Source organism: Pectobacterium aquaticum (assembly GCF_003382565.3).
GTDB classification, from domain to species: Bacteria; Pseudomonadota; Gammaproteobacteria; order Enterobacterales; family Enterobacteriaceae; genus Pectobacterium; species Pectobacterium aquaticum.
Genome location: NZ_CP086253.1, coordinates 851,212 through 873,492, shown reverse-complemented (window position 1 = coordinate 873,492; position 22,281 = coordinate 851,212). Strand labels below are relative to the sequence as shown.

At 56.1% G+C, this 22,281-nt stretch carries 10 protein-coding genes; all 10 read right to left on the bottom strand.

Translation table 11 applies throughout. The features are described from left to right. Positions 1 to 216: 216 nt before the first annotated feature. A complete protein-coding gene (locus tag DMB82_RS04085) occupies positions 217 to 1,947 on the bottom strand; it encodes a polysaccharide lyase family protein (protein ID WP_208644312.1) in 1,731 nt (576 codons plus the stop codon). A 328-nt stretch (positions 1,948 to 2,275) separates the two neighbouring features. Then, positions 2,276 to 4,405 (bottom strand): site-2 protease family protein, encoded by a 2,130-nt coding sequence (locus tag DMB82_RS04080; RefSeq protein WP_116162469.1) that lies wholly within the window; start codon positions 4,403 to 4,405, stop codon positions 2,276 to 2,278. A 2-nt stretch (positions 4,406 to 4,407) separates the two neighbouring features. After that, the gene (locus DMB82_RS04075) at positions 4,408 to 5,763 is read right to left on the bottom strand and encodes an efflux RND transporter periplasmic adaptor subunit (protein ID WP_116162471.1); all 1,356 of its coding nucleotides are present in this window, start codon (positions 5,761 to 5,763) and stop codon (positions 4,408 to 4,410) included. Continuing rightward, positions 5,760 to 6,515 carry an efflux RND transporter periplasmic adaptor subunit gene (locus DMB82_RS04070; protein ID WP_102117436.1) on the bottom strand — a complete coding sequence of 252 codons (756 nt, stop codon included), beginning with the start codon at positions 6,513 to 6,515 and terminating at the stop codon, positions 5,760 to 5,762. Before DMB82_RS04070 ends, DMB82_RS04075 begins: the two co-directional genes overlap by 4 nt. Then, positions 6,515 to 8,320, bottom strand: coding sequence for a TolC family protein (locus DMB82_RS04065; RefSeq protein ID WP_116162473.1), 1,806 nt, complete (start codon positions 8,318 to 8,320; stop codon positions 6,515 to 6,517). Before DMB82_RS04065 ends, DMB82_RS04070 begins: the two co-directional genes overlap by 1 nt. Positions 8,321 to 8,645: 325 nt before the next feature. Continuing rightward, positions 8,646 to 18,317 carry a beta-propeller fold lactonase family protein gene (locus DMB82_RS04060; RefSeq protein WP_116162475.1) on the bottom strand — a complete coding sequence of 3,224 codons (9,672 nt, stop codon included), beginning with the start codon at positions 18,315 to 18,317 and terminating at the stop codon, positions 8,646 to 8,648. A gap of 58 nt (positions 18,318 to 18,375) precedes the next feature. Continuing rightward, the gene (locus DMB82_RS04055) at positions 18,376 to 19,995 is read right to left on the bottom strand and encodes a Tad domain-containing protein (RefSeq protein WP_116155191.1); all 1,620 of its coding nucleotides are present in this window, start codon (positions 19,993 to 19,995) and stop codon (positions 18,376 to 18,378) included. A gap of 180 nt (positions 19,996 to 20,175) precedes the next feature. Then, on the bottom strand, positions 20,176 to 20,808 hold the full coding sequence (locus tag DMB82_RS04050) for a TadE/TadG family type IV pilus assembly protein (protein ID WP_116162477.1): 633 nt from the start codon (positions 20,806 to 20,808) through the stop codon (positions 20,176 to 20,178). After that, positions 20,801 to 21,373, bottom strand: a complete 573-nt coding sequence (locus DMB82_RS04045) for a hypothetical protein (RefSeq protein WP_102117433.1) — start codon at positions 21,371 to 21,373, stop codon at positions 20,801 to 20,803. Before DMB82_RS04045 ends, DMB82_RS04050 begins: the two co-directional genes overlap by 8 nt. Beyond that, a complete protein-coding gene (locus tag DMB82_RS04040) occupies positions 21,373 to 22,224 on the bottom strand; it encodes a tetratricopeptide repeat protein (RefSeq protein ID WP_102117432.1) in 852 nt (283 codons plus the stop codon). The genes DMB82_RS04045 and DMB82_RS04040 overlap by 1 nt, the downstream gene beginning before the upstream one ends. Between the last annotated feature and the right edge of the window lie 57 nt (positions 22,225 to 22,281).

Genomic DNA, 22,281 nt, shown 5'->3' with positions numbered 1-22,281 from the left:
TTTTTATCGTGGGCTATCCCTGCCCACGCCCCTTCGGGCCAACGCTACGCGTTGTTGAAAATTGCTCCTGCACTTTTTTATCGTGGGCTATCCCTGCCCACGCCCCTTCGGGCCAACGCTACGCGTTGTTGAAAATTGCTCCTGCACTTTTTTATCGTGGGCTATCCCTGCCCACCGTTCTGCGGAACCCCGCGCTTCCCCTTGTTAAAACGGGATTTATTCCTCGCTTAAGGTCACCACGTCATACATCACGCTGCCGCCTTTTAATTGTAGCGTGATCGTGTTGTTGCCGTTTTTCAGAAAGCGAGATGACACAGGGATGCGGGCAATGTGATAACGGCCACTCTGTAGCGCGCCGCGATAAATGGTTTTGTCGTTTGCGTACGTCAGCGTTTCCAACGTGGAGCCGTTCACCGCTACCGCCAGTTGTGGCAGGGTCGGCTCGCTCATGCCGCTGTTGCTCGCGGCCGCCAGTGCGATATTCAGGAAATAGGTTTTTCTCTCTGGTTGCAGGGCAAAACGGATATCCCATTTTCCCGGTTTGGTCTGCGCGTAATACCAGTCGCGCTGATAGTCGCTGCGGCCAATATCAAACGTCAGGTTTGCGGGAACCTCCTGCTGCCAGCGGGTGTTGCGTGCCTCATTGCCAAAGCGGAATTCGCTCGCCTGCCGATTGGCCTGTCCAATGGCCCACACAACCGGTTCGGCTTTAGGCAGCGTTATCACAGGCAGCGCTTGCTTATCACCGGAAACGGACAGCGTTTTCTCTGCCACTATCCCTGGCTGCGTACCGCTGTTGGCGTATACCGCTAGATGGTAATTGCCCGGACGGACATGGGGAATCGCAAAATTCCCCTGAGCATCGGTGGTTGCCTGATACGAATAGCCGCGGGTTTGCACATCAAACGGTTCATCCAGCGATGACGAAAGCACGACGGTCACTGGCTGCTGGCTGGCAACGCGTCCGCTCACCTGCGTGCGATCGCGCGCATAGCGGGAATCGTTGACCCAGTTGTACGGCCAGTTGACGGTTTCCGTCAGTGCCTGACGCTGAGCGTCCGCCAGCATTTTTTCGGTATCGCCCTGATTGATATACAGCAGCCACGGACCGTAGAATTTTTTCCAGCTCGGTGGGGCTATCATATCCGGCGTACCAAAGTGCGAGCCCGTCATGTAGTTCAGAATGATCGCATCCTGATGCACCAACAGATCCTGCTTGAGCGCATCGCCAGAGAAATACTCACGATTGCCATGAATCAGCCACGCTCCCACGCCATTGCCGAAAACGCCCCAGAAAGGCGCGGTACGCATATAGCCGGCAAAATCATATTTGGAATAAATGCTGCCATCCGGCAATCGCCAGGTTTCATCCTGCACCTTCGGCGACGCTTCAAGCTGGCTGTAGAGCAGCGGTTTACCCTGACGATCGCCATTGTAAAGATGATCTAACCGAGCGGGATCGAAGCGATAAACGTTACGTAGTTCACTGACTTTAACATCCTGATTTCCGCTATTCTCAGCGACAACATAGCTATAAAGCCCGCTAACACCACGACGCATAATCAGATGATATTCAAGCCGTAACAGTCCGTCCCGATCGTCGATATAGGCCACATGCGCTATATCTCGATCGTTGCGCAGCACCTCTACCCGCTCGGGGACAAAATCTTTGACGCCTTTAGCATGCGCATCGTTAATATAGTAATCGAGGTAGGCGCTACGCGTTTTGCTTGGGTCACGCGCCGCACCGGACAGGTTGGTGACGATATTTTTGCCTCCCGTCACCATGCTCACCGCGCTGCCATCCTCCCCGAACGCGACTTTTAGTAAGCCGTTATCCAGAACGGTATTCAAACCAGAAACAGATAACGACACCGCATTATCCTGCGCGCTATAGCCATAGGGTGCCAGCATGGCCCCCACCAACAACAAGACAGATCGCTTCACAGTCAGCCCTCTTGTGTTCAGTCAGTTAAATCATAATTTTCATCGCGGCGGTTCAAGGTAACGGTCAATGCCAGATATTAGGGGAAACACGGTGATGAGGTTCCCGCAGGGACACCTCGCACCGTGGTAGCCCCGTGTATCTCGATGTCACGTCGCTGCCTTGCCACTAATGTAAAAAAATCAGCTATTTTAAACAGATAGAATGGAGATAACAGGAACAACATAATCGAGGGGATAAGCCCCCTCCTTCACGCTACTGCCAGCAACAACAAGAATCTGGCAATAGCGGGAAGAAAGTCAGGATCGACATCGCAGAAATCAAAACTGATTAGAATGACAGTTCGCGAATCAGTACGGCGGACACCATTTTCCAGCCGCGAATCAACAGGCTTTGTGCTTCACCGTCCATCACCACCGTGCCGCGCAGCACCTGCGGCTGAGCACGATAATCGTCAGGCAGACTGAGCAGCACGCGATAAACGGCCTGTTCAGGATGCAGCTTGCGTTGTGAATCGCTCAGCGTGGCAATATCGCCGCCATAAATGGATGCCAGCTCCGGCGCGGCGTTCAGATCGCGGGTTGCCGTGCTGGCAATCTCCACAATAGTGAGCGGCAGCGACGAGCGGCTCACGTCCTGTAAATAAAACGTCCCCTTTGCACCCGTGCGGAGCCGCTGCCAGTCTTTTTCCGACACGAACGCTTCCACCAGCCCGCCGGTTGGCTTGGTGACGACCGCCAGCCATTCGCCTTGCCCCAGCCACTCACCGGTTTCCAGCGGCGTCGCCATGTCTGCCACCACGCCGTCTATCGGCGCACGCACCGTCAGTTGTTCCGACTGACGCTGCAATACCTGTAGCTTTTTCAGCGCCGCTTCGTGCTCCTGCTTCACCCGCTGGTGATCGCCAGCCGCTTCCTTGTTGAATACCTGAAAGGTGCTTTGCCAGTTCAGCGTAGCGATTTGTCGCTCTAGCTGTTGCCGTTCATGCGCCAGCGCGTCAGACGACAGCGTAAACAGCGTCTGCCCAGCGTTCACGGGCTGACCAACCCGTACGTCAATGCGCTGAATCATCGCCGGTACGGGCATATACAGGCTGCTTTGCTGTTCCGCCCGTAGCAGCGCCGGTGCGTACACGCCGCGCTGCCAGGGAATCATCAGCAAGAGCAGAACCACAGCGCTCACGGTCAGCGTTGTCGTCATATTACGGTTCATACGATAATCCTTACGGCGTTGACTCCACTCGCGCACTTCATTTACCACCGGCATCACCACGAAGTAGCCGATTTCAATCGCGAAAAGCAGCATCCCCAGCAGTTTGAACGTCATGTGGTAAACCAGAATCGCGATACCGGTAAACAGGAAGAAACGGTATATCCACACCGCAAAGGCATAGCCCACCAGCGTACGTTGCAGCCAGCGCGGAAAGTGCTCCGGCGGTGCATCACCTAAGCCGAACAGCCATTCCCGCATTTGCCAGCGGCCGATAGCAAAGCCTCGGTTTTGCAGGTTAGGCATCTGTAATCCATCGGACAGCAGGAAATAGCCGTCGAAGCGCATCAGCGGGCTGAGGTTAATCGCCAGCGTCATAATCCAGGTTGTCGTCGCCAGCATAAACGCAGCGCTGCGCAGCATGCCGTCCGGCAAGAAGCTCCATGCCAGCGTCGCCCACGCCGCCAGCACCAGTTCGGTCATCATGCCCGCTGCGCCAATCGCCATCCGCTGCCGACGGCGGGTGAGCTTCCACGAACCGGACGTATCGGTGTACAGCACCGGCATCATCACCAGAAAGGCGACGCCCATCGTAGCGACCCGCGCACCAAAGCGCTTGCAGGTGTAGGCGTGGCCGAACTCATGCAGAATCTTGGTAAAGCATAGCGTCAGCCCCGCCAGTGCTGCGCCTTCCAGCGTGAAGAAATGGAGAAATGTATGCTTGAACGTTTCCCACTGGCGTCCGGCGAGGAATAGCCCCAGCACGGCCACCAGCAGCGTCAGCTTGAGAAAAGTCCGGCTGAAAAACGGCGCGATCCACGGCAGCGTTGCGCCCAGAAAGCGATCGGGGTGCCACAAGGGAATGCGAAAAAACAGATAATTCTTCAACAATTTGCGCCAAATCGAAACGCGCGACTGTTCCACCTGACGAGCAAATTGCGCCAGCGCCTCATTACCGGAAACGCGCGTCAGGCTGTTAACCTGCAAGAAACGATTGAAGTACTGCACATCGCTGTCATCGAGCGTCAGCGCAGAAGTCTGGTTAACCTCGGCAACAATTTGCGCCGCGTTCCCCATCGACCAGCGCGATAGCATTGCCATTTCCGCCCAACCGATACGAAAATAGAGGCCACGCAGCGGATCTTCCAGCGTCCAGCTAGGCGATCCGTCACGGTTAGCGGGGCCAGCATGCAGGATCAGTTCATCGCGCAGCGGGCTGAGCCCAGCGGCCGACGTCGCACCTCCAGCCATCGTTAGACGCCCAACCAGACGCGCAGTGACGCCAGCGGTTTGCGCAGCAGGTAAACGAACAGCACCGTGCGTTTACCGTACAGCTTGGCGGTCCCTTTCAGGCCCACGCGCAGCTGCGGATCATCCTGCGTAAAGCGTGCTCGCAACCGATAGGCCATCACATTGTCCGGCGTCGGCGCGGCGCGATAGCCAATCTGCTCCAGCCGTGCGTCCTGTGCCGAATTCGGCGCCACATTGAGAAACAGGCGCACGTCCGCGCCGTTTTCCAGCGCAATCGCATCCGCCGCCGGCAACTGGATCTCCAGCTCAACATCGTGCGGATCGGCGATCATCATGATACGTTCTCCCACCGCCACCGAGCGCCCAATCCAGTCACTGCTATCGTCAAAAATCGCCACACCGTCACGCGGAGAAACAAGCTGCATGCGTTCCTGCTGACGTTGCAGAAAATCCATCTCGCTCTGCGCCTGTTCGCGGCGGCTTTGCAGCACGGCCAGACTGGCCTTGCTATTGGCATCAAACAGCGCCTGCTGCTGTGCCTGACGATACTGAGCATCAGCGGTAGCAAAAGCCTGTCGGGCCGATTCCAGCCGGTTTTCCAGTTCGCGCACGTCCAGTCGCACCAGCGGCTGATTGGCGCTAACGGCCTGATTAGGGCGCACCAGAATGTCATCCACCACGCCCGCCACGGGGGCGCGCACCATCACCGGACGATGCGCGACGATCTCAGCCGGAGCCAGCACCGATTGGCGAACGGGGATCAATAAGATCAGCGCCAGCGCCACGATCCCAGCCAGAATCAAACGACGCTTCTTCGGGCTGGTATTCGTCTGCCGCCGACGTTGTTTCTGCAAACTCGCCCACGCGTGAGCATACGCGTCCGCCAGTTTTTCCAACAGCACGATCTCGGCAGGCAGCCACGCGCTGTCCCGTGCTAACACCAGCACCAGCGGCGTATCGCCCTGCGCTAAACGCAGCGGTAGCCAGAGTAAAAATTCCGGCAGATGTTCCTGCCACAAAATCTGGTCATCGGCAGGCAGCTCGCGGCATTGCAGCACCTGCGTTTGACGCCCCTCTTCCTGCCACTGGCGGCACAGGCGGCTAAATTCGGTACAAAACGGCGCGTTGTGATCGAGCGAGGCCAGCCCGGAAGCCGCCTGCAAGCGCCGTTTATCACAGTCCCACAGCAGCGCCTGCCGATACTTCACTAAATTATGCGTCTCGTTGACGATAAAAAACGCCAGTTCATCCAGCGTTTCACGCGCTCTGGCACGGCTTTGCAGCTGTAATAGTTCGGCCAGCAGTGCCAGCCGGTTATCCTGTTCAGTTTGTGTTGCTGTCGTGTTCCGTTCGGTCATGGCGACACGCTACCGGCATCAGGCGGTACGATTTGCGCCACGCCGCTCATGCCCGGCAGCAATCCGGCGGTAGACTGGGTAATGCGACCAAAGACTTTTACCGACTGACTAACCGGATCGATCGCCGAAGAAAGGCGGCTGATTTCCGCCGGATAGCTCAGGCCAGTTTCATCCAGCGTGACCTGAAAGGCGCTGCCCTGCTTTAACCACACCAGCCAGCGCGATGGCACGATCATTTCCAGCTCGAACGCGCTGTCATCATAAATCGCTAGTAGCTCTTTGCCTTCCGGCACGGATTCCCAACGTTTCACCTTGGTTTCCGTCACGCGACCAGAGAACGGGGCTTTGATGGCACAGCGTTGCAGCATGGCGCGATTGACGCCGCTTTCGGCCTGCGCCATCGACACCGACGATCGCGCCTGATCGACATCCGACAGGCTGATCGAATTGAGCTTATCCAGCCGATCGGCAATCGCCAGCTTCTTACGCGCGGCATTCTCTGCGGCGTTTGAGTAGTTCAGCTTTTCGCGCAGCACGGTGCAGTCAAACGTCACCAGCGTATCGCCCTGCTTGAAGTGTTCGCCCTCTTTCACCGCAATATCCGTCACTTTCCCCGCAATTTCGCTGGATAACACGGTATAGCGCTGCGCGCTAAGCTGTACGCGAATGTCTCCCGTTGTCGCAGCCTGCCCCAACAGGGGCAGACCTAATACACTGACCAGCAATAGCGGGCGCATCATGCCAAAAGCCATTAACGCGAACCTCCCGCCTGTAGGGATTGCAGGTTATCCCACATATCCGTGTTCACCACGCGATAAGGCTTACCCGCGCCAGCCGATGATGTCGCAGCAGACGATGCCGTCGTCGACGAGGCAATCGGCTTCACAACAGGTGCTGCGGATGGAGTGGATGCGGTTTTAGCCGACGCCGTCGTGGTGGCAGGCGTAGCTGGTGTTGACAGGGACAGACGTGGCACCGCAACGCCGCCTTTCTCAAGGTTACCCGTGGTGCGGGCAATTGAGTTGCTCAGCGCCGCCAGACTGACATCGTTCACGTTATCCGGCAGCACATCCAGCCCAGCAGCCTGATACACCGCGCCCAGCGCGTTCTGCACATCGGCAAAGCTGCGGTCACGCGCGCGGGTGGTCAGAATCGTTTCCGTGCTGACGCGCACCTGTTCCATTTGCGTTTCGGCACGATGCTGTACGCTGAGCGTGGTCTGGTTGAGGATGCCGCGCTGAATCCGCGCCAGTTCCTGATAGCGGCCAAACATCTGCGTACTCTGCTGATATTCCTGCCAGGCGACGTTCACCTGCGTCAGCACCGCCATGCGCAGCGCCTGACGACGAACTTCTGCCAGATCTTCATTCGCCTGTCCGGCACGTTTCACCGATGACCACGACAGCACGTTCAGCAGGTTGCCGCTGACCTGAACACCTGCGTTCGCCCACTGGTGATTGACCAGATAGCTGTTGCTGTCACCGTTGATACCTGCAAACAGCGACACGCCCGGTAGCAGGCGCAGCAGCGATTTACGGGTTTCCAGTACGCTATTGCGTGCCAGATAGCTCTCTTCGCGCACTTCCGGGCGCTTAACCATCGAGAAGTTTTCCAGATCGTCGAGCGAGTAGGCCATCTTCGGCGCGACCAAGCTGCTTTCGCTCGGCACGACGACGTCATATTTGCTCGACGGTGGCAGGTTCATCAGCGCCGCCAGACGAGATTTCGCCACCACCAGATCGCTGTCGACAATCTCTAACTGACGCACCATCTCCAGCATGTTTTTCTGGAAACGCAGTGCCTCAACCGGTGCCAGCAGGCGTTGTTGTTCGGTCTGACGCGCATATTCCAGTGCCTGACGTGCCTGCGTCAGCGCGGTGGTCACTTCCGGCTGCAAACGCTGTGCCGTGGCCGCTTCCCAATAAGCGGTACGCACCTGACGGGTAATATCGGCCACCACGCGACGACGACGCTCTTCCGCCGCCAGCGATTTGTTCGCCTGCACTTTAGCGTTGAAGTAGCTGATACCGAAGTCCAGCACGTTCCAGCTCATCGTTAGATCGGCGGTGCGCATGGTCTGATCCTGACTGGTGGACGCTTCCAGCGACTGCCGTCCAGTGGTGACCGACTGGCTGCTGGAACCGGCCACGTTATCGCGGGTTTGTAACCCAGCGCGTGCGGTCAGTTTCGGTAACAGCATATCCAGATTCTGTACGCCCAACAGGTCATCTTCCATCGCCTGTTCCATCAGCGCGACCCGCTGTTGCAGGTTATATTTCAGCGCACGGGCAATCGCCTCATCCAGCGTGATCGTACCGCGTACTGGTTCCTGATTAGCGAACATCTGCGTTCTGTCGCTCAGCGCCTGTGCGACCTGCTGTTCGATCGTAACCGGTTCAGGTTTGACGGCACAGCCAGCCAGCCCCAGACAGGCAAGAGCTACCGCGATCCGTAACGCCCGGGAACCCGCGGTGCGTGGTGTAGCCTCGTGTTGAACGTTCTGCTGCTGACTGTCGTGTTGCTGGCTATCCCAGAAATGCGCTATGTGCTGATTCACCGGGTTCTCCCCATCTTCTATTTGTCTGTTCCCTTCATCTTGCAGGCGGTGGGTTGGTTACCGCCTGCAAACGCCCGGGTTAGTGGTTATACCCGTCATACTTCAAGCTGCTTGTGCGTTGGCAATACTCGGCTCATATCTGAGCCTCGCTCTGAAGAGCCGCCGCAAGCGGCGTTCAAATCGGCTAAGCCGATTTGTCCTTACTAACCCCAGTCACTTACCTGTGTAAGCTCCTGGGGATTCGTGCAGTTGCCGCCTTCACGCAACTCGAATTATTTAGGGTATAAGTAAATAAAATCTCGTCTTAATATTCAGCCTACGTGTGCTATGTACGCAGGCTGCTCAGTTCACTGAGCGCCGCCAGCAGGGCATCCTGTTCAGGCTGATGCTGACGCAGTTGTTCGGTAAAGGCGGTTTTCCCCGCTGGCGCTAACCGTTCTGCATTCCGGTTTTCAGCCGGGTATGCGGCAGTGGGAACAACAGAGTGTGCGGGTAATTGCATAGCACCACGGTCAGTTGTCATCTCTGCGCCATCGCCCTGTCCGGTTTGCAGCGTAATCGGTACGATTCGGCTGGTGCCGTCTGCGGCCTGCGCTTTCAGCGCCAGTTGGATCTGATTAACCTGCACCGCGCTGGCATCGGTAATGCGCACCACGCCGTTGCGGACATCGAACTGCACCCAAGCAGGCAGCGGACGTCCGTTCGCCAGTTGCAGCGTCAGCGTGGCATTGCCTTCACGCACGCTGAACATGCGCTGCGGCAGGCTAAAGGCGAGTGCGCCGGAGGCATCCGGCTGTAAGGCGCCCTGTACGCTGCTGAAAGCCGATTCCAGCGACGTTGTCTGACCGCGCACGCTCAGGAACAGATTGGAGTCAGCCGAACGCAGCGCGGTGTTATCGCGAATAGACGCCTCAGCGCGTGAAGAGAAGTTGACCTGCTCCAGCGTCGGCATCAGCGATGACATGACGGGATCGAGCACCCAAGGGGCATCCGACTGGCGTGACGTATCGGCATCACGCTGGCGTACGGGTTCGGTAACGATGTTGGTTGGTAGCGGTTGTGCTTCCGGGCGAGACAGATCGGCGACAATCGCCCCCAGCGGCTGTTCGCGCTCTCTTTCGCCCGAATCAGCAGGCAGGCTCACGCCTTGCTGCACCAGAATCACTGGTGCCGCTGTGGTGGTGTCGGGGTTCACTGGCTCTGTTGGTGTACCGGGATCGACTGGTGTGCCAGGATCGACCGGCGTCGAGGCAGCATTGATCGTCAGCACCACATTCAGCGCCGTCGCGTTACCCGCGCTGTCTCTGGCGGTAATCGTCAGGTTGAACGTTCCCGCCGTTGACGGCGTGCCGCTGAGCGTCCGTGTTGCACTATCAAAACGCACGCCGTCTGGCAGTTGCGCATCATTAACAGTAAACGTCAGCGCATTATTTTCAGGATCGGTAAATAACGTACCCGGTAAGGTATAAGACCAGCGAGTACCCGCCTGTGCCGTTGGCGGCGTGAACTGCTCAGCATGACCAACCGGAGGCAGGTTCACCTCTCTCGACAGCGTAACGTCGAGCGCCTGTACCGCAGAATCGGCTGCGCCGTCATTAAACACCAGCGTCAGCGATGTCGCGCTCCCCGTCAGCGGTGCGCTCGTCGCCCAGCTAATCTGGCGTGCCAGCACCGTCGCATCCGCACGAGAAAGGGCAGCAGTGAAGGTCACGGTGAGCTTGCCATCCGCCTGCGTGAAGATGGCCACCGCTTGCCCGTCTTTGCTAATGACGCCATTCGCTAAGGTGAAACCGTTACCCGCAGTAAAATCGAAGCGATCGCTTGTTGAGGCCGTTTCACCGCGCTGTAGCGTGATGGAGGCACCCTGATAATTTCCCGCCCCGCCGTTCAATACATCGAGTTCCGCATCGCTGAGGACGATAGACGGTGCAACGATAATTGCCGGGCCATCAATGCGATAAACCGGCAGGCGAGAAGCTTCATCCAGCACAGACACGCCGTTGCCGAGCGCAATCAGCCCACCGTCAACTGGCAGCAGATGAATGAAGCCTGTACCCTCGTTTTTCAGCGTATCGAGTTTTGTCAGCGTCTCGCCGTTCAATACATAGCGAGTGAGCGCCCCGTCGCTTTGCGTGACGTACAGCACCCGCGCATCCGCAGAGAGGGCGATATCACTCACCGTGCCTTCTGCCGCAACGCGAGCAAGGTGCGTGAAGGTTCCCGTAGCGGTATCCAGCGAGAAGGCATCGATCTGCCCTGCACTGGCGACAAAAATGCTGCGGCTATCAGCGCTGACCGTGAGTTGCTCCAGCCCTGAAAGTTCTACGGTATTGTCTGCGGCATCGGTAAAGCTGCGGATGTTCCCCAATAGCGTCGGCTTGCCGTCGTCACCACGCGTATACACAATCAGTGATGAACCACTACTGGTGTTCGTCGTCACAAATAGCAGATTACCGCGGCTGACTACCTCACTCGATTGCCACAGGTAAGGCTCACTCCACATCCCGCCCTCGACCAGCCCAACATAATCAAGCTTGCCTGTTGCTGTGTCGCGGGTAAACCAGAGAAGGTTGTAGTTGTTGATGACATACAACGTCTTGCCATCATCAGACAGGATGATCCCTTTGATGTCGTAAAGGTTGCTGTTGTGTATCTCGTAGTCATCAACAATGGTTTCTTTATGTTCCAGATTGCCTTCACTATTCCGGCTAAACCAGACAATCGCATTGCCGTCGGCACGCAGCGCATACACACTGTTGCCATCGGCAGAAACCTGTAGCCGACTGATTCCTGTCACGCCCTCTGCCGCCGCAAAGGTGCGCACATAGGTTAATTCGCCGCTGTTCGCATCACGCTGGAATAAGGCAATCGCGCCTTTATCATCGCTGACATACAAAGACAGCCCATCGGTCGTACGAGCAGCCGCCGTCAACGTGCCCAGCCCGCTAATCGCGGTGTAGGTATTCACCAAACGCAGTTCATCGGCAGAAAGCACTGGATCGTTCGCCACGACAGGCGTGTCGTTGATCGCGGTAATCGCGACCGACAAGGCCGTGACCTGAGAGTCCAGATAGCGATCGGACAACGTCACCGTCACGGCAACCTGCGCGGCTGGCGTACGGCTGTCGCTGGCGTAGGTAATCTGGCGCAGCGTATTCTGCACGTCTTCCGTGGTCGGGATTGTGCCTGCATTCGCGTTGAAGCGAATCGTCAACACGCCGTCTTTATTACTGACCTGACCAATTGTGACGCCGTCTTTCTGCAGCGTATCGCCGGATAGCGTCAGGCCGTTGCCAGAACGGAGGCTTAGCTTATCCAGCGCCGTTTTACCGTCACCCAGCGTAATCTTCAGCGTCGCGCCGTCGTAGTTGCCCTTGCCACCGTTGAGCTTGTCCATCTGCGCATCGGACACCGTTGCGTCCGGTGCCAACACGATAGGATCGGCACGTTCGGTATACGTCGGCGTCGTACCAGGAATCGTGATAACCGGCGCAGTATTGGTTTCTGCCGCAGGCACCAGCGTCAGCGTAATCGCCTGCTCCAGCGTGGTTTCCGGTGCGGTGCCGTTATAGCTATCTTCCTTGATCATCAGGGTGACATGGCGTTCACCGCTCGGGTTGTTGCCCAAATAGTTGTAGCCGATACTGTCGATAATTTTGGCGGTTTCACTGCCGTCTCTCCTCGAATAAAAGATAAGTGTCGCTTTTCCGTCTTGTACCGCAACAGAATATTCCGCCCCATTGGCGGTTTTTCGTACACCATTGGATGATTCAAGAACGATCGTGGCGCCTCCCACGTTGATCGCCTCATTCGGCCCTGACACATCAAACGTCATCACGATCTGCCAGAGGGTTTGCCCGCGCTCAATGGTGTCAATCTGGGTATCTTTAAACAGCTTAACGAACTCGCCGTTGCCCGGAATCTGTGGGTTGAGCACCGTCGTCGTTAACGTTGACGGATCGTTCACACCGACGAGATCGACGGTGATATCCAGGTCAGCGACGTTATTGTCATTGTCACGAATGCTGAAAGTGAAAGTGGGTGACGAACCCGCCAATTCAGGATCCTGACTGGTATTCTGGTAGGTAATCTGACGCAGAACATTTTGCGCATCGGATTTAGTTGTTGCTGCCGTGAATGTCACGGTTAATGCGCCATCTACCTGGGTAAAGGTCGCGATTACCGCGCCATCTTTTAGGATGTTGTTGCCATCGAGCGTTAAACCGTTATCCGCCTTCAAGCCAAAGACATCTTCCGGCCGCCCACCATTCTCTCGACCCACTGTGATGGTGGCACCGTTATAGTCGCCCTTCGCTTCATTCAAGGCATCAAATTGCGGGTCGGACAGACGGCCTGACGGCAGCAGCACAACAGGATCATTGCCTTCGGTGTAAACCGCCCCAGTCGTACCTACATTCAGTATGCGGACCTGATCGCTACCGACCAGATAGAGTTGCTTACCATCTGCGCTCAGTTCCACATTTTGCAGCCCAGAGAAACCGATGCCAATCTCACCACTTTTAATGGTCTGTTTCAGCGTCAGACTACCGTCTTCGGCACGGGAGAAAACGGTAATATTCCTCCCGATCACGAATAGCGCGGTTCCGTCAGCGGACACTACCAGATCGGTCGCCAACGGTTCACCAGAGTCACTTCTGTCATCGGTAAAAACAAATGGCTCTGTCGATGCAAGCGTGAGTGCCCCATTGGCGCTCACCGCTATCGTATTGAGCGTGTAATTCCCCACATCGGCATGAATTGCATACAGCGTTTTGCCATCGGGCGACAGCGCCAGTCCGTTAATATAATACTCGCTCGCTCCGCTAATCTGACCGACCTGAGCCAGCGAACCTTGCGCATCAATGCTGAAAGCGGTGACGCCAACGATACTGCCGGAACCCGATACGAACAGGTAACGCCCGGTTGGATCAAGCACCAGACGGCTCGCCCCAATCACATTATTAGCCTGATAAACCGCCGTCAGGAGACCATCTGTCCCGCGCTTAAACACCAGCACGCTGCGGGCATCGGTATCGCTGCTGGGCTGTGCGGCCGTCACATAGAGATAATCGCCTTGAGAAACGATGTGGGAACGCACATCCAGCGAACGCCCGCCCAACGCCGCTTGGTCAAGGATGCCCGCTTGCGTCAGTTCACCGTCGCTGCCAACGCTGAAAATCGTGACTGCATTGCCTTCGCTACCCACCACATACAGATATTGCCCATCGGCAGACAGAGTCACCTCGGACGCCCCCGCTAATGAAGGATTGTCGGTGAATCTGTCGAACTGTGACGTCGCCTCGTTAAACACTTCTCGGTAATGAGGAAGTATTTTTGACAGGATGAATTTCCCTTCCGCATTGCGAGTAAAAACACTCAACACCGCTGAGCCACCATCCGGTGAACTGACGGCGTAGAGGATTTTCCCGTCAGCAGACAGCGCGGTGTCTTTCACCCCCGCCATCAGATTCCTTTCGATAACCAGGTTATACAAGTCTTGCAGAGACTGATCGTTTTTCAGCGCGGAGGATTCACCGCCGATCGTGGGGACTTGCTCAGGATTGGGAGCAATCCTCAGCGTTAGCGCCTGTTCTGCCTGTGCGCCCGAGTCATCGGTCACAACCACGGTAATGGCGAAAGTGCCTGCACCATTGAGCGCAGGCGTCCCAGAAATCGTACGCGTTTCAGGATCGAAGGTTAATCCAGCAGGAAGAGCGCTGACGTCCCATTTCAGTGCGCCGTTTTCAGGATCGCGGAACAGGTTTTTTGGCAGTGCTACGGTATACGATTGCCCAGCCGTCGCAGGTGGTGGGGTGTACTCAGCGTTATCCACCACGGGTGGCTTGTTCGGCACCAGTGTCAACAGCAGGCTGGTCTCCTTAGCGCCATCGCTAAAGTTGACTTTCATCGGAATGGCTGCGCCTACCGTGCCGCCTTCATTACGGTAAGTCACCTGATGCAGAACCTGGTTGGCAACCGTTTTAGTCACGCTGTCGGTAAAGACAATCTTCGCCGTGCCTTCGCTTACGCTAAAAGTGGCAATTGTCGCGCCCTGATACTGAATGTCGCTACCGGACAGCGTCAGGTCACCTCCGCTCTGGAAAGCAAAATGGTCATTTGCCGATGCATCGCCGTTACGGCCAACGGTAATCGTCGCGCCCTTGTAATCATCGGCAGCATCCAGCTCCGGATCTGACAACGTGACGCTCGTGGCAAACGGCATGTCCGCTGTCTGGCTATAAGGTGCATGTGCGGCCGCCGTGAGCACGTTCAGCCCGGCAAAGAACGTACTGACCCCAGCATAAATATTCTTGCCATCCGCGCTGACGGCGAGATGGTTGACGGTGTTAACCGAGAGTTCAACGCTATTGAGGTACGTTAACGCACCGGAATCGTTATCGCGACTAAACACCAGCAGTGACTTACTGCCGAACGCCGCAACATACAGCGCCGAACCATCTTCGGAAATTACCAGTTCACGCAGTGACAGCGCATTCGCAGGAATATGTCCTGCATTATACAAATCCAATGTCCCAGCATAGGTGAGCGACCCGGTGTCCACATCACGGCTGAAAATCGAGACGGTGCCCTGCGTATTTGAGGACACATAGACAAAGCGATTGTCAGGGGAGATCACGATATCCTGCAACCCAGTGAGATAACGGTCGTCCTTCGGAATCTCCGCGCTGTTCGCATCAGCCGCTATGGTGCTTTTATTGATCGTGGTGACGTAGTCCAGGGCGCCCGTCTCTGCATCGCGCGACAGTACGGTAATACTGTTATTCCCCAGATTAGAGATATAAGCCGATGTGCCATCGCTGGACAGCACAATACCGCTTGGGCTTTTCAGCGGAATGGTATCGCTACCAACCAGTGAACCGACAAACGTCAGCGCACCGGAGGTGGTATCACGCGAGAAGAAAACAACGGTGTTTTTAGTGGTCGCGCCATCAACTGGCGTCACGCCGTTAATGGCATACAGCGAGGTGCCGTCGTCGGACAGCACAATCTCGGAAACCGCCGCATCCAGACCGCTAACACCATTCACGCCCTGCGTAGCGACAATCCCGACATAGCTCAGCAGCCCCGTCGTCGTGTCACGGCTAAACTGCACCAGCGAGTAGGCGCTTCCGCTTCCTCCCGCGACATACACGCTGGAGCCATCTTTCGATTGCGCCAGCGTAGTGATGGTATTCAGGCCGTTAACTTCAATCGCAGGGGTGGACGGATCGTCCTGTTCGCCCTGCGTGAAGCTTTGTAGCAACGTCAATTCGCCGGTTTCCGCATCACGGGCGTAAACGCGTAGATAAGTCTTGCCGCTGTTATTGTTCCCTTCACTACCGGTGACCAGCAGGGTTTTACCATCCTGAGAGACACTGATTGCCGAGACGCGTTCGCTGTAACCACTGAGCGTCACCGCGTTGTAAAACAGCGTGGCATCAGGGGAATAGATTGCATCAATCGCAGGCGCATCGTTTAAGGCCAGATTGATGCTGCTGGAGATCGTCAGCGTCGCGGTGTCACTCCCGCCATTGGCAGTGCCGCCGTTATCCTGCAATTCGGTTAACGTGATGGTACGCAAGCCGCTGTCGCTGGTGCTCTCTTTGCCAGTCGAGTAGCTAAGGCCATCGACCAGCTTCATCACTGCCATGCTGCTGATGCCCTGAACGCTGCTCAGCACCAGTGAAGACTCGCCGCTCAGGGCGTTATAGGTGTAGCTATACTGGTAACCGCTAGCCGTGGTGCCCGCGCTGTTCTTACTCAGATCGATGACCGTGCCATCCACCGCCAGGTACTCCTGATGCGGGTTATTTAGGCCATCAATCCCGATCGACAGTTTTGTCAGCGCCTGCCCGGCTTCTCCGGTGTTAATCGCGGTATCTTTGAACAGCGTGACGGAGGAGCCGCGCGTATCCAGCGTCAGATTGCTTCCACCCTGACTAACCAGCGTTGGCGCACTGTTAGCGGTCAGCAGCAGCGCGACCGTGGTCACAGTACTGTTCAGCTCGCCATCGTTCGCCGTCACTGCGAGCACTACTGTTTCGGCCGCACTCTGACTACCGACGTTGCGATAGGTAATCTGCTTCAGGACGTTATTAGCGTCATCCCGACTGGTTCCAGCAAGGAAAGCAATCGTCAGTTTGCCACCAGTCTGGTCAAACGTGGCTATCGCCTGCTCGCCTTTGAAGATCTGACCATTATCAAAACGCAGGCCATTTTCTGCATTAAAACCAAACACATCATCACTGGATTCGCCGCCAGAACGGTTCAAGACTAACTGAGACGAACCGTAATCACCTTTCCCCTCTGCCAGCTTGTCAAAGTTAGCGTCGGATAACGTTAATCTCTCGGCCAACACCACTTCAGAACCGTGAATCACAGTCCGAATCGATGAGTAGCGAATCAGTCCGCCGCCAGAAACCAGAAGCGATCGTCCATCCGCCGATAAAGCAATATCTTCGCCAGTCGTGCTACCTGCCGCACTCCCGGTCAGGATGAGGTTGCCACTGTCAGCCACCGTATAGATATTGATCGCGCCGTCTGTCGTCGCGGCATACAACATCGAGCCATCAGCATTCAGCGTCAAACTCCCCACAGGAGCACTGGATACCGTGTTGAACTGAGTCAAACGATTATCAGAACCCAAGCGATAAACGGTAATCGTGTTCTCCGTAGGGTTACCCATATACAGCAGTTTTCCATCAGGAGATGTCGCCAGTGCATAATCGATAGCGTCCTGCCCTTTAGCACTGAGAGATAACGTGTGGAGCAGCGTTAACTTACCGTCCGCCTCTCGCTGATAGACTTTTAACTCATGATTTTCAAAAACAAGTGGACTGCTATGTGCGATATAAACGTAATTACCAGAGGTTGCGATGGAGCCATTACGATGTGACTCTAACGTTTGTACGCGGCTCAACTCACCTGTCACAGCATCACGACTATAAACGTAGACTTCCCGGCCATAGTTGTTGCTCGCATCCACATAAACTTGAGCACCATCATCAGAGATAGCCAGTCCACCGTTGGCGCCACTTCCCAACGATATTGTGCCGGTGTAGCTCAGCAGGCCGTCGTTCACGCTCAGGTGAACCAGATTACCGTTACCAGAAACTGTATAGACCGATTTGCCATCACCGCTGACCACTAAATGATTGACGGTTCCCAGGTTTTCAACGACGACACTCTGCTTCTGCGTCAGGCGACCCAACTCATCGACTGAAAAAACAGAAAGGGTGTTGTCTGCACCTGCGGCATAGACAAAGCGGCCATCAGAGGAATAAGCCACTTCCGTAGAATGAGCCAGAGTACCGGTAACAAATGATTCTACTTCTCGAACCACATCACCAGATACCACCGGTGCCACATTGATCTTGCTGTCGATAGTAACGGTAGCGTGAATATTCAGATCGGCAGTATCGGTATCATCACCGCCCTCATCGCTCAGGCTTTTCAGCGTCACCACCACGTCACCGCCGGCCACGGTTTTATCCAGCGGCTGGTAGGCGATACTGTCAATCATCGCCCTTGTATCCGCGAGGTTATTGGTGAAACCGTCGATATTAACGGTCACCGTCGTGGTTTCTCCGCTCACTGCCACGCGGTATGAAAAACCATCCCCTTCCGCGCGCGTCGTCCCACTCCCTGATTCCAGCGTAATACTTTTACCGTCAATGACTAATGCCTGATTCGCGCCCGTGCGGTTGACGGTAATCACCAAATCTTTCAGTGTCTGTCCGTTTTTATCTGCCGACACGCGAACGTCGCTGAACAGATCGACCGGTTGAAAGCTGTCGCTGCTGTCGGTAATGGTGACCGTCGCCTTAACCGGCGTGGCATCAATGCCGGGCGCGGTGTCCGTTGCCGCAACATGCGCCGCCACATCTACCGCCGTTACCACAGCAGCGGCGTCAAACATCATGCGCGGTTCCAATACCCACGCCTGACGCGGCGTGCGCGTGAAGCCTGAACCAGATTTTGAGCGGGAAAAAGTCATCGTGTCATGTCCTGTAATGAAAGGGGCAAATCGCGTCATTCCTGGCTACCTTCAGCGGTCATTCAACCAGCCGAACATAGCCGCCCTCGGTTTCGATCTGGCCGGCAATACGATTCAACCGTTGAATCAATTGATCCTCAACGCCCTCTGCGCCGAAGCCTGCACCATCGATAAAGCTCATGCGTTTTTCACCTTCGGTGCAAATCAGCAGGCCCGGCGTCGCTTCGCGGTCAAACAGGTTGCGGCCAAAATCCTCTGGGTCGCCGGGGCGAATGCCGACAAAATAAAATTTGATGTTGCGCGCGCGGAAGCTGGAACACAGGTCACGAAAGCGTTGTTGCGCGAATTCGCGTGCAACATCTGATCCGCTACTGCCAGAAAACTGGTTGCGGTTGAAGTTGTAGCTGTCGGTGTCGAACCAATCGCCCACGGTATTCGCCATCATCACGATCACTTTTTGACCATCACCGTTACCGTCCAGATTGAAATCCAGCGGCAGCGTGGCATCGCCCCAGCCGTCTGAACCGCGCATGTTGGGCGACAGCGCCGCGCCCGCCCACGACATACCGATGGCATAGTTCACGTTGAAGCGGGCAGAAAACTGTTCGATACGCTGATTCAGCTTACTTTCTTCATTGGTCAGCGGCATCAGCGCGGCGTTCGGGCACCCTTTGTCTGCAACGATCCAGCGGGTATCTACCGCATTGGTATCGTCAAAATCGGGATTCGGGCCGCGCCAGGAGATAGGGGGTGCGCCGGGACTGCCGTTTTGCGGCAAATCGTGGCGGTAATAGACCTTGAATTGGCCGACGGGCGGTTCATCCCAGAAGAAGTTTTCTTCCCGACCCAGCCCACGATACATGCACAGCAGGTTAGCGCGACGATCGGGGAAACGGCGGTCAGCTATGCTACTCACCACGCCACTGGCAAACAGCGAACGCAGTTCTGGCGGATTCAACGCACCCGGTGCAGCCCAGCGCCGAATGCGGTTGGCGTCTTCCGCATCGTATACGCTAACCGACTGGCTGTACGGCACCAGCGATAGCCACAGGTTGTCACGTTTGCCGTCTGCGCTGCTCAGCATGCGTTCGACAAAACTACGGCTAACGCTTTTCAGCGAACGGATATCCCCCTCACTCATATCCCCCGTCACCGGCATGACAAAGGCAATTTCGGTCGGGCGGTTGATGACTTCGGAGGTCGAGTACACTTCTTGTTTCCTCGCACCGAGGCTCAGCAAACTGGGCTTGGTTTCGAAGGCGACGGTGACGGTATAGGTTTTACGCGTCTCGCTGTTGCGCCCTTCCGTGACGGACACGTCACCTGCTGCCAGTTTTTCACTCAGAGCACGATTCATCCCCAGATTGTTTTTGACGTAGTCATACGCCAGCTTATTGGTCTCTTCCTGACTGTATTCTTCGCCATTAATGGTCGCCTGATGCCCGACGGCCAACGCAGCGGCATCCGTCGCGCGTTTGATTTGCGTTGCATCGCCGGTTGCCGTGGAGGTATCGACAATAAAAGCCGCCGTCACCAATAACGCCATTGCACCCAGCGTATAGAATGCCGTGCCCGCGCCTTTTTCCTGCTGAATAAAGGCAGACAGGCGTTCACGCCAGAACAGAGTGATTCCGGTAGCATCTTTTTTTACTCTTCTGTTCTGTAAGGTTTTTTTCATTCCTTCCTATCCTGTATTCCTGGATTCAGCGCGTATTCAACCCGCCCATAAAGCGGGAAAATAAAAACGACATTGCTCATATGCCTATCGGTTTTTAATGGTTTCGTTATTCCGGTAACGAGAAGCTCGCTGCCGTTTGCGGTCTATTTGCCGCTTCTGTGTCTTGTATAAAGTCCGTCGTTATTGATCTTTTTCTTCCAGACCGGCCTCTTTTCTGAGTACCTCATCCAGCTCAACCACGTCGATAGCGACCCGGTTGACTGACGATGCATGCAGCAGTCCGCCCAGCGACAGGCCGCCCAGCAGACCCACATCCTTTCCCTGACGGCAGATCTCAACCACGATCATGGAGATATTCTTGCTGCCCTCTTCGCGGTCTCTTTCCGGCAGTTCAGGAAGATATTCTTCACCCGGCAGCGTTTCACTTTCCGTACACAGCGCCTCTGCCGTGCCTCTGCTCAACTGCCAGTGCAGCTCACCGGTCTGACGCACGTTGCTGATTAACAGTTGGTAATTTCCTGCACCTTCCGTTGGCAACATCGTATCGAGTAGCCCTTGTAGCCCCTTCTCATCCAGCTTCTGCTGCATCGCTAATATTGACGAAATAGCGCCCGCACGCTGTTCCATGCGCGTACGTTCAAGCCCGACGGTGTAGATATCCGCACACAGCGACCCAATCGCCAACACAATCGGGAACGCTAACGCCGTTTCTACCGCCGTGGAGGCACGGTGAGAAAACCAGAAGCGGCGTATCCCGCTCAGGAAACGGCTGGTTTTCGATACACGACTGGTTTTCAGTAACCGATCAGTCATTGCGCAGTTCCGTCCCAAACACATGTTTGTACTGATAGCGGAAGGTGTCCCCCAGCGTTAACACTTCCGGCAACGGCGTAATAAACGCCTTTTTAATCTGCACCGTCACGGACCACACTGGCAGCGTCGTCGTTTCCTCACCATTGGGATTGTCCTGACTGCCATTGCCGTTCGTTAGCCCGCCAAGCTGGCTCAGGTTGTCGAAGTGCAACACGCTGACGGTTAAATCGTCTTCTTTGAGGTAGCCGTATCCCGCTTCAACCATGCGCGCCTTTAGACGGGTTCCCATCTGTTCCGCGCTATCCGAGGCGAGGTTATCGAGGCGGAAAGCCTGCACGGCTTTATCCAGCGCGGCGCTGCCGGCAGCGATCACCAGCCCGATACGCGCCAGTTCAAACAGCATCATCACCCCGACCAGCACCACCGGCACCAGAAACGCCACTTCCGTCGCAATCACGCCGCGCGTGCTGCGCCAGTGGCGTTCATGGCGCGGCACGATACTTTGTATTCTGCCTTGCACGATGCCCTTATCACGCCACGGGCCGAGATTACGAAGCCATGCCATTACTCAGGCGTACTCAATTGCAGGCGCTGACGGCTGGATAACAACAGCGCTTCACCGCGGGATTTATCCTGCTGCATCTGCTGTAAACGCTGATTCAGCTCGTCGATCAGGCCATCAATACGCTGTGGCTGGGCAATGGTTGCCAGCGCGGCACGCGCGTCATCGTCTCTGCCGCCAGAAAGGTAGGCCAGCGCCAGATTCAGTCTGCCAGTTGCATTACTCTCATCCACCGAACGTAGCAGAGAAATCGCCTTGTCTGCGTTGCCACTTGCCAGCCATGAGAGCGCCAGATTGTTGAGTGCCGCGACATCTGCCGGGTTTATCTGCAACGCTTTTTCAAACAGCTGACGCGCTTCGGCGTGTTTGCCTGAGGCATCCATCACCACGCCCATGCCATTGAGTGCACCCGCATCGTTCGGCTGTGCTTTCAGTGCACAGGCAAAGTCGGTTTGCGCCATGGCATTACGTCCTAATGCCAGCTGCGCACGACCCATTCCCAAACACACCGCCAGCGCTTCTTCCGGCGTCATTTTATTGGTATCGCCGCCCAGCGCCTGGCGTGCTCGTCCGTACAGCTCCAGCGTTTGCTGCGGTGAACGCGCCAGAGCCGCCACGCTGGCATACTCCAGCATCTCTGCGCCTTTCAGCGCATCGCGGCTGTCGAGGCGCGCGTACACTTCCGTCGCCGCTTCAACACGCCCTTGATCGCGCAGCAAGCGTGCCAAACGCAGGCCTTCATCTTTACTGCCTTTAATCGCCATCGAGCTGCTGCATCCCGCCAGTACGGTACTGACAATCAGCAGTGCCAGCATGGGCGCGCCGCGCTTAAGTTTTGCTACCAGATCGACCATCTTCGATAACTCCATCGGTTGTAACCGTTGTGATTTCCGGCTGATACCGGGAATCGA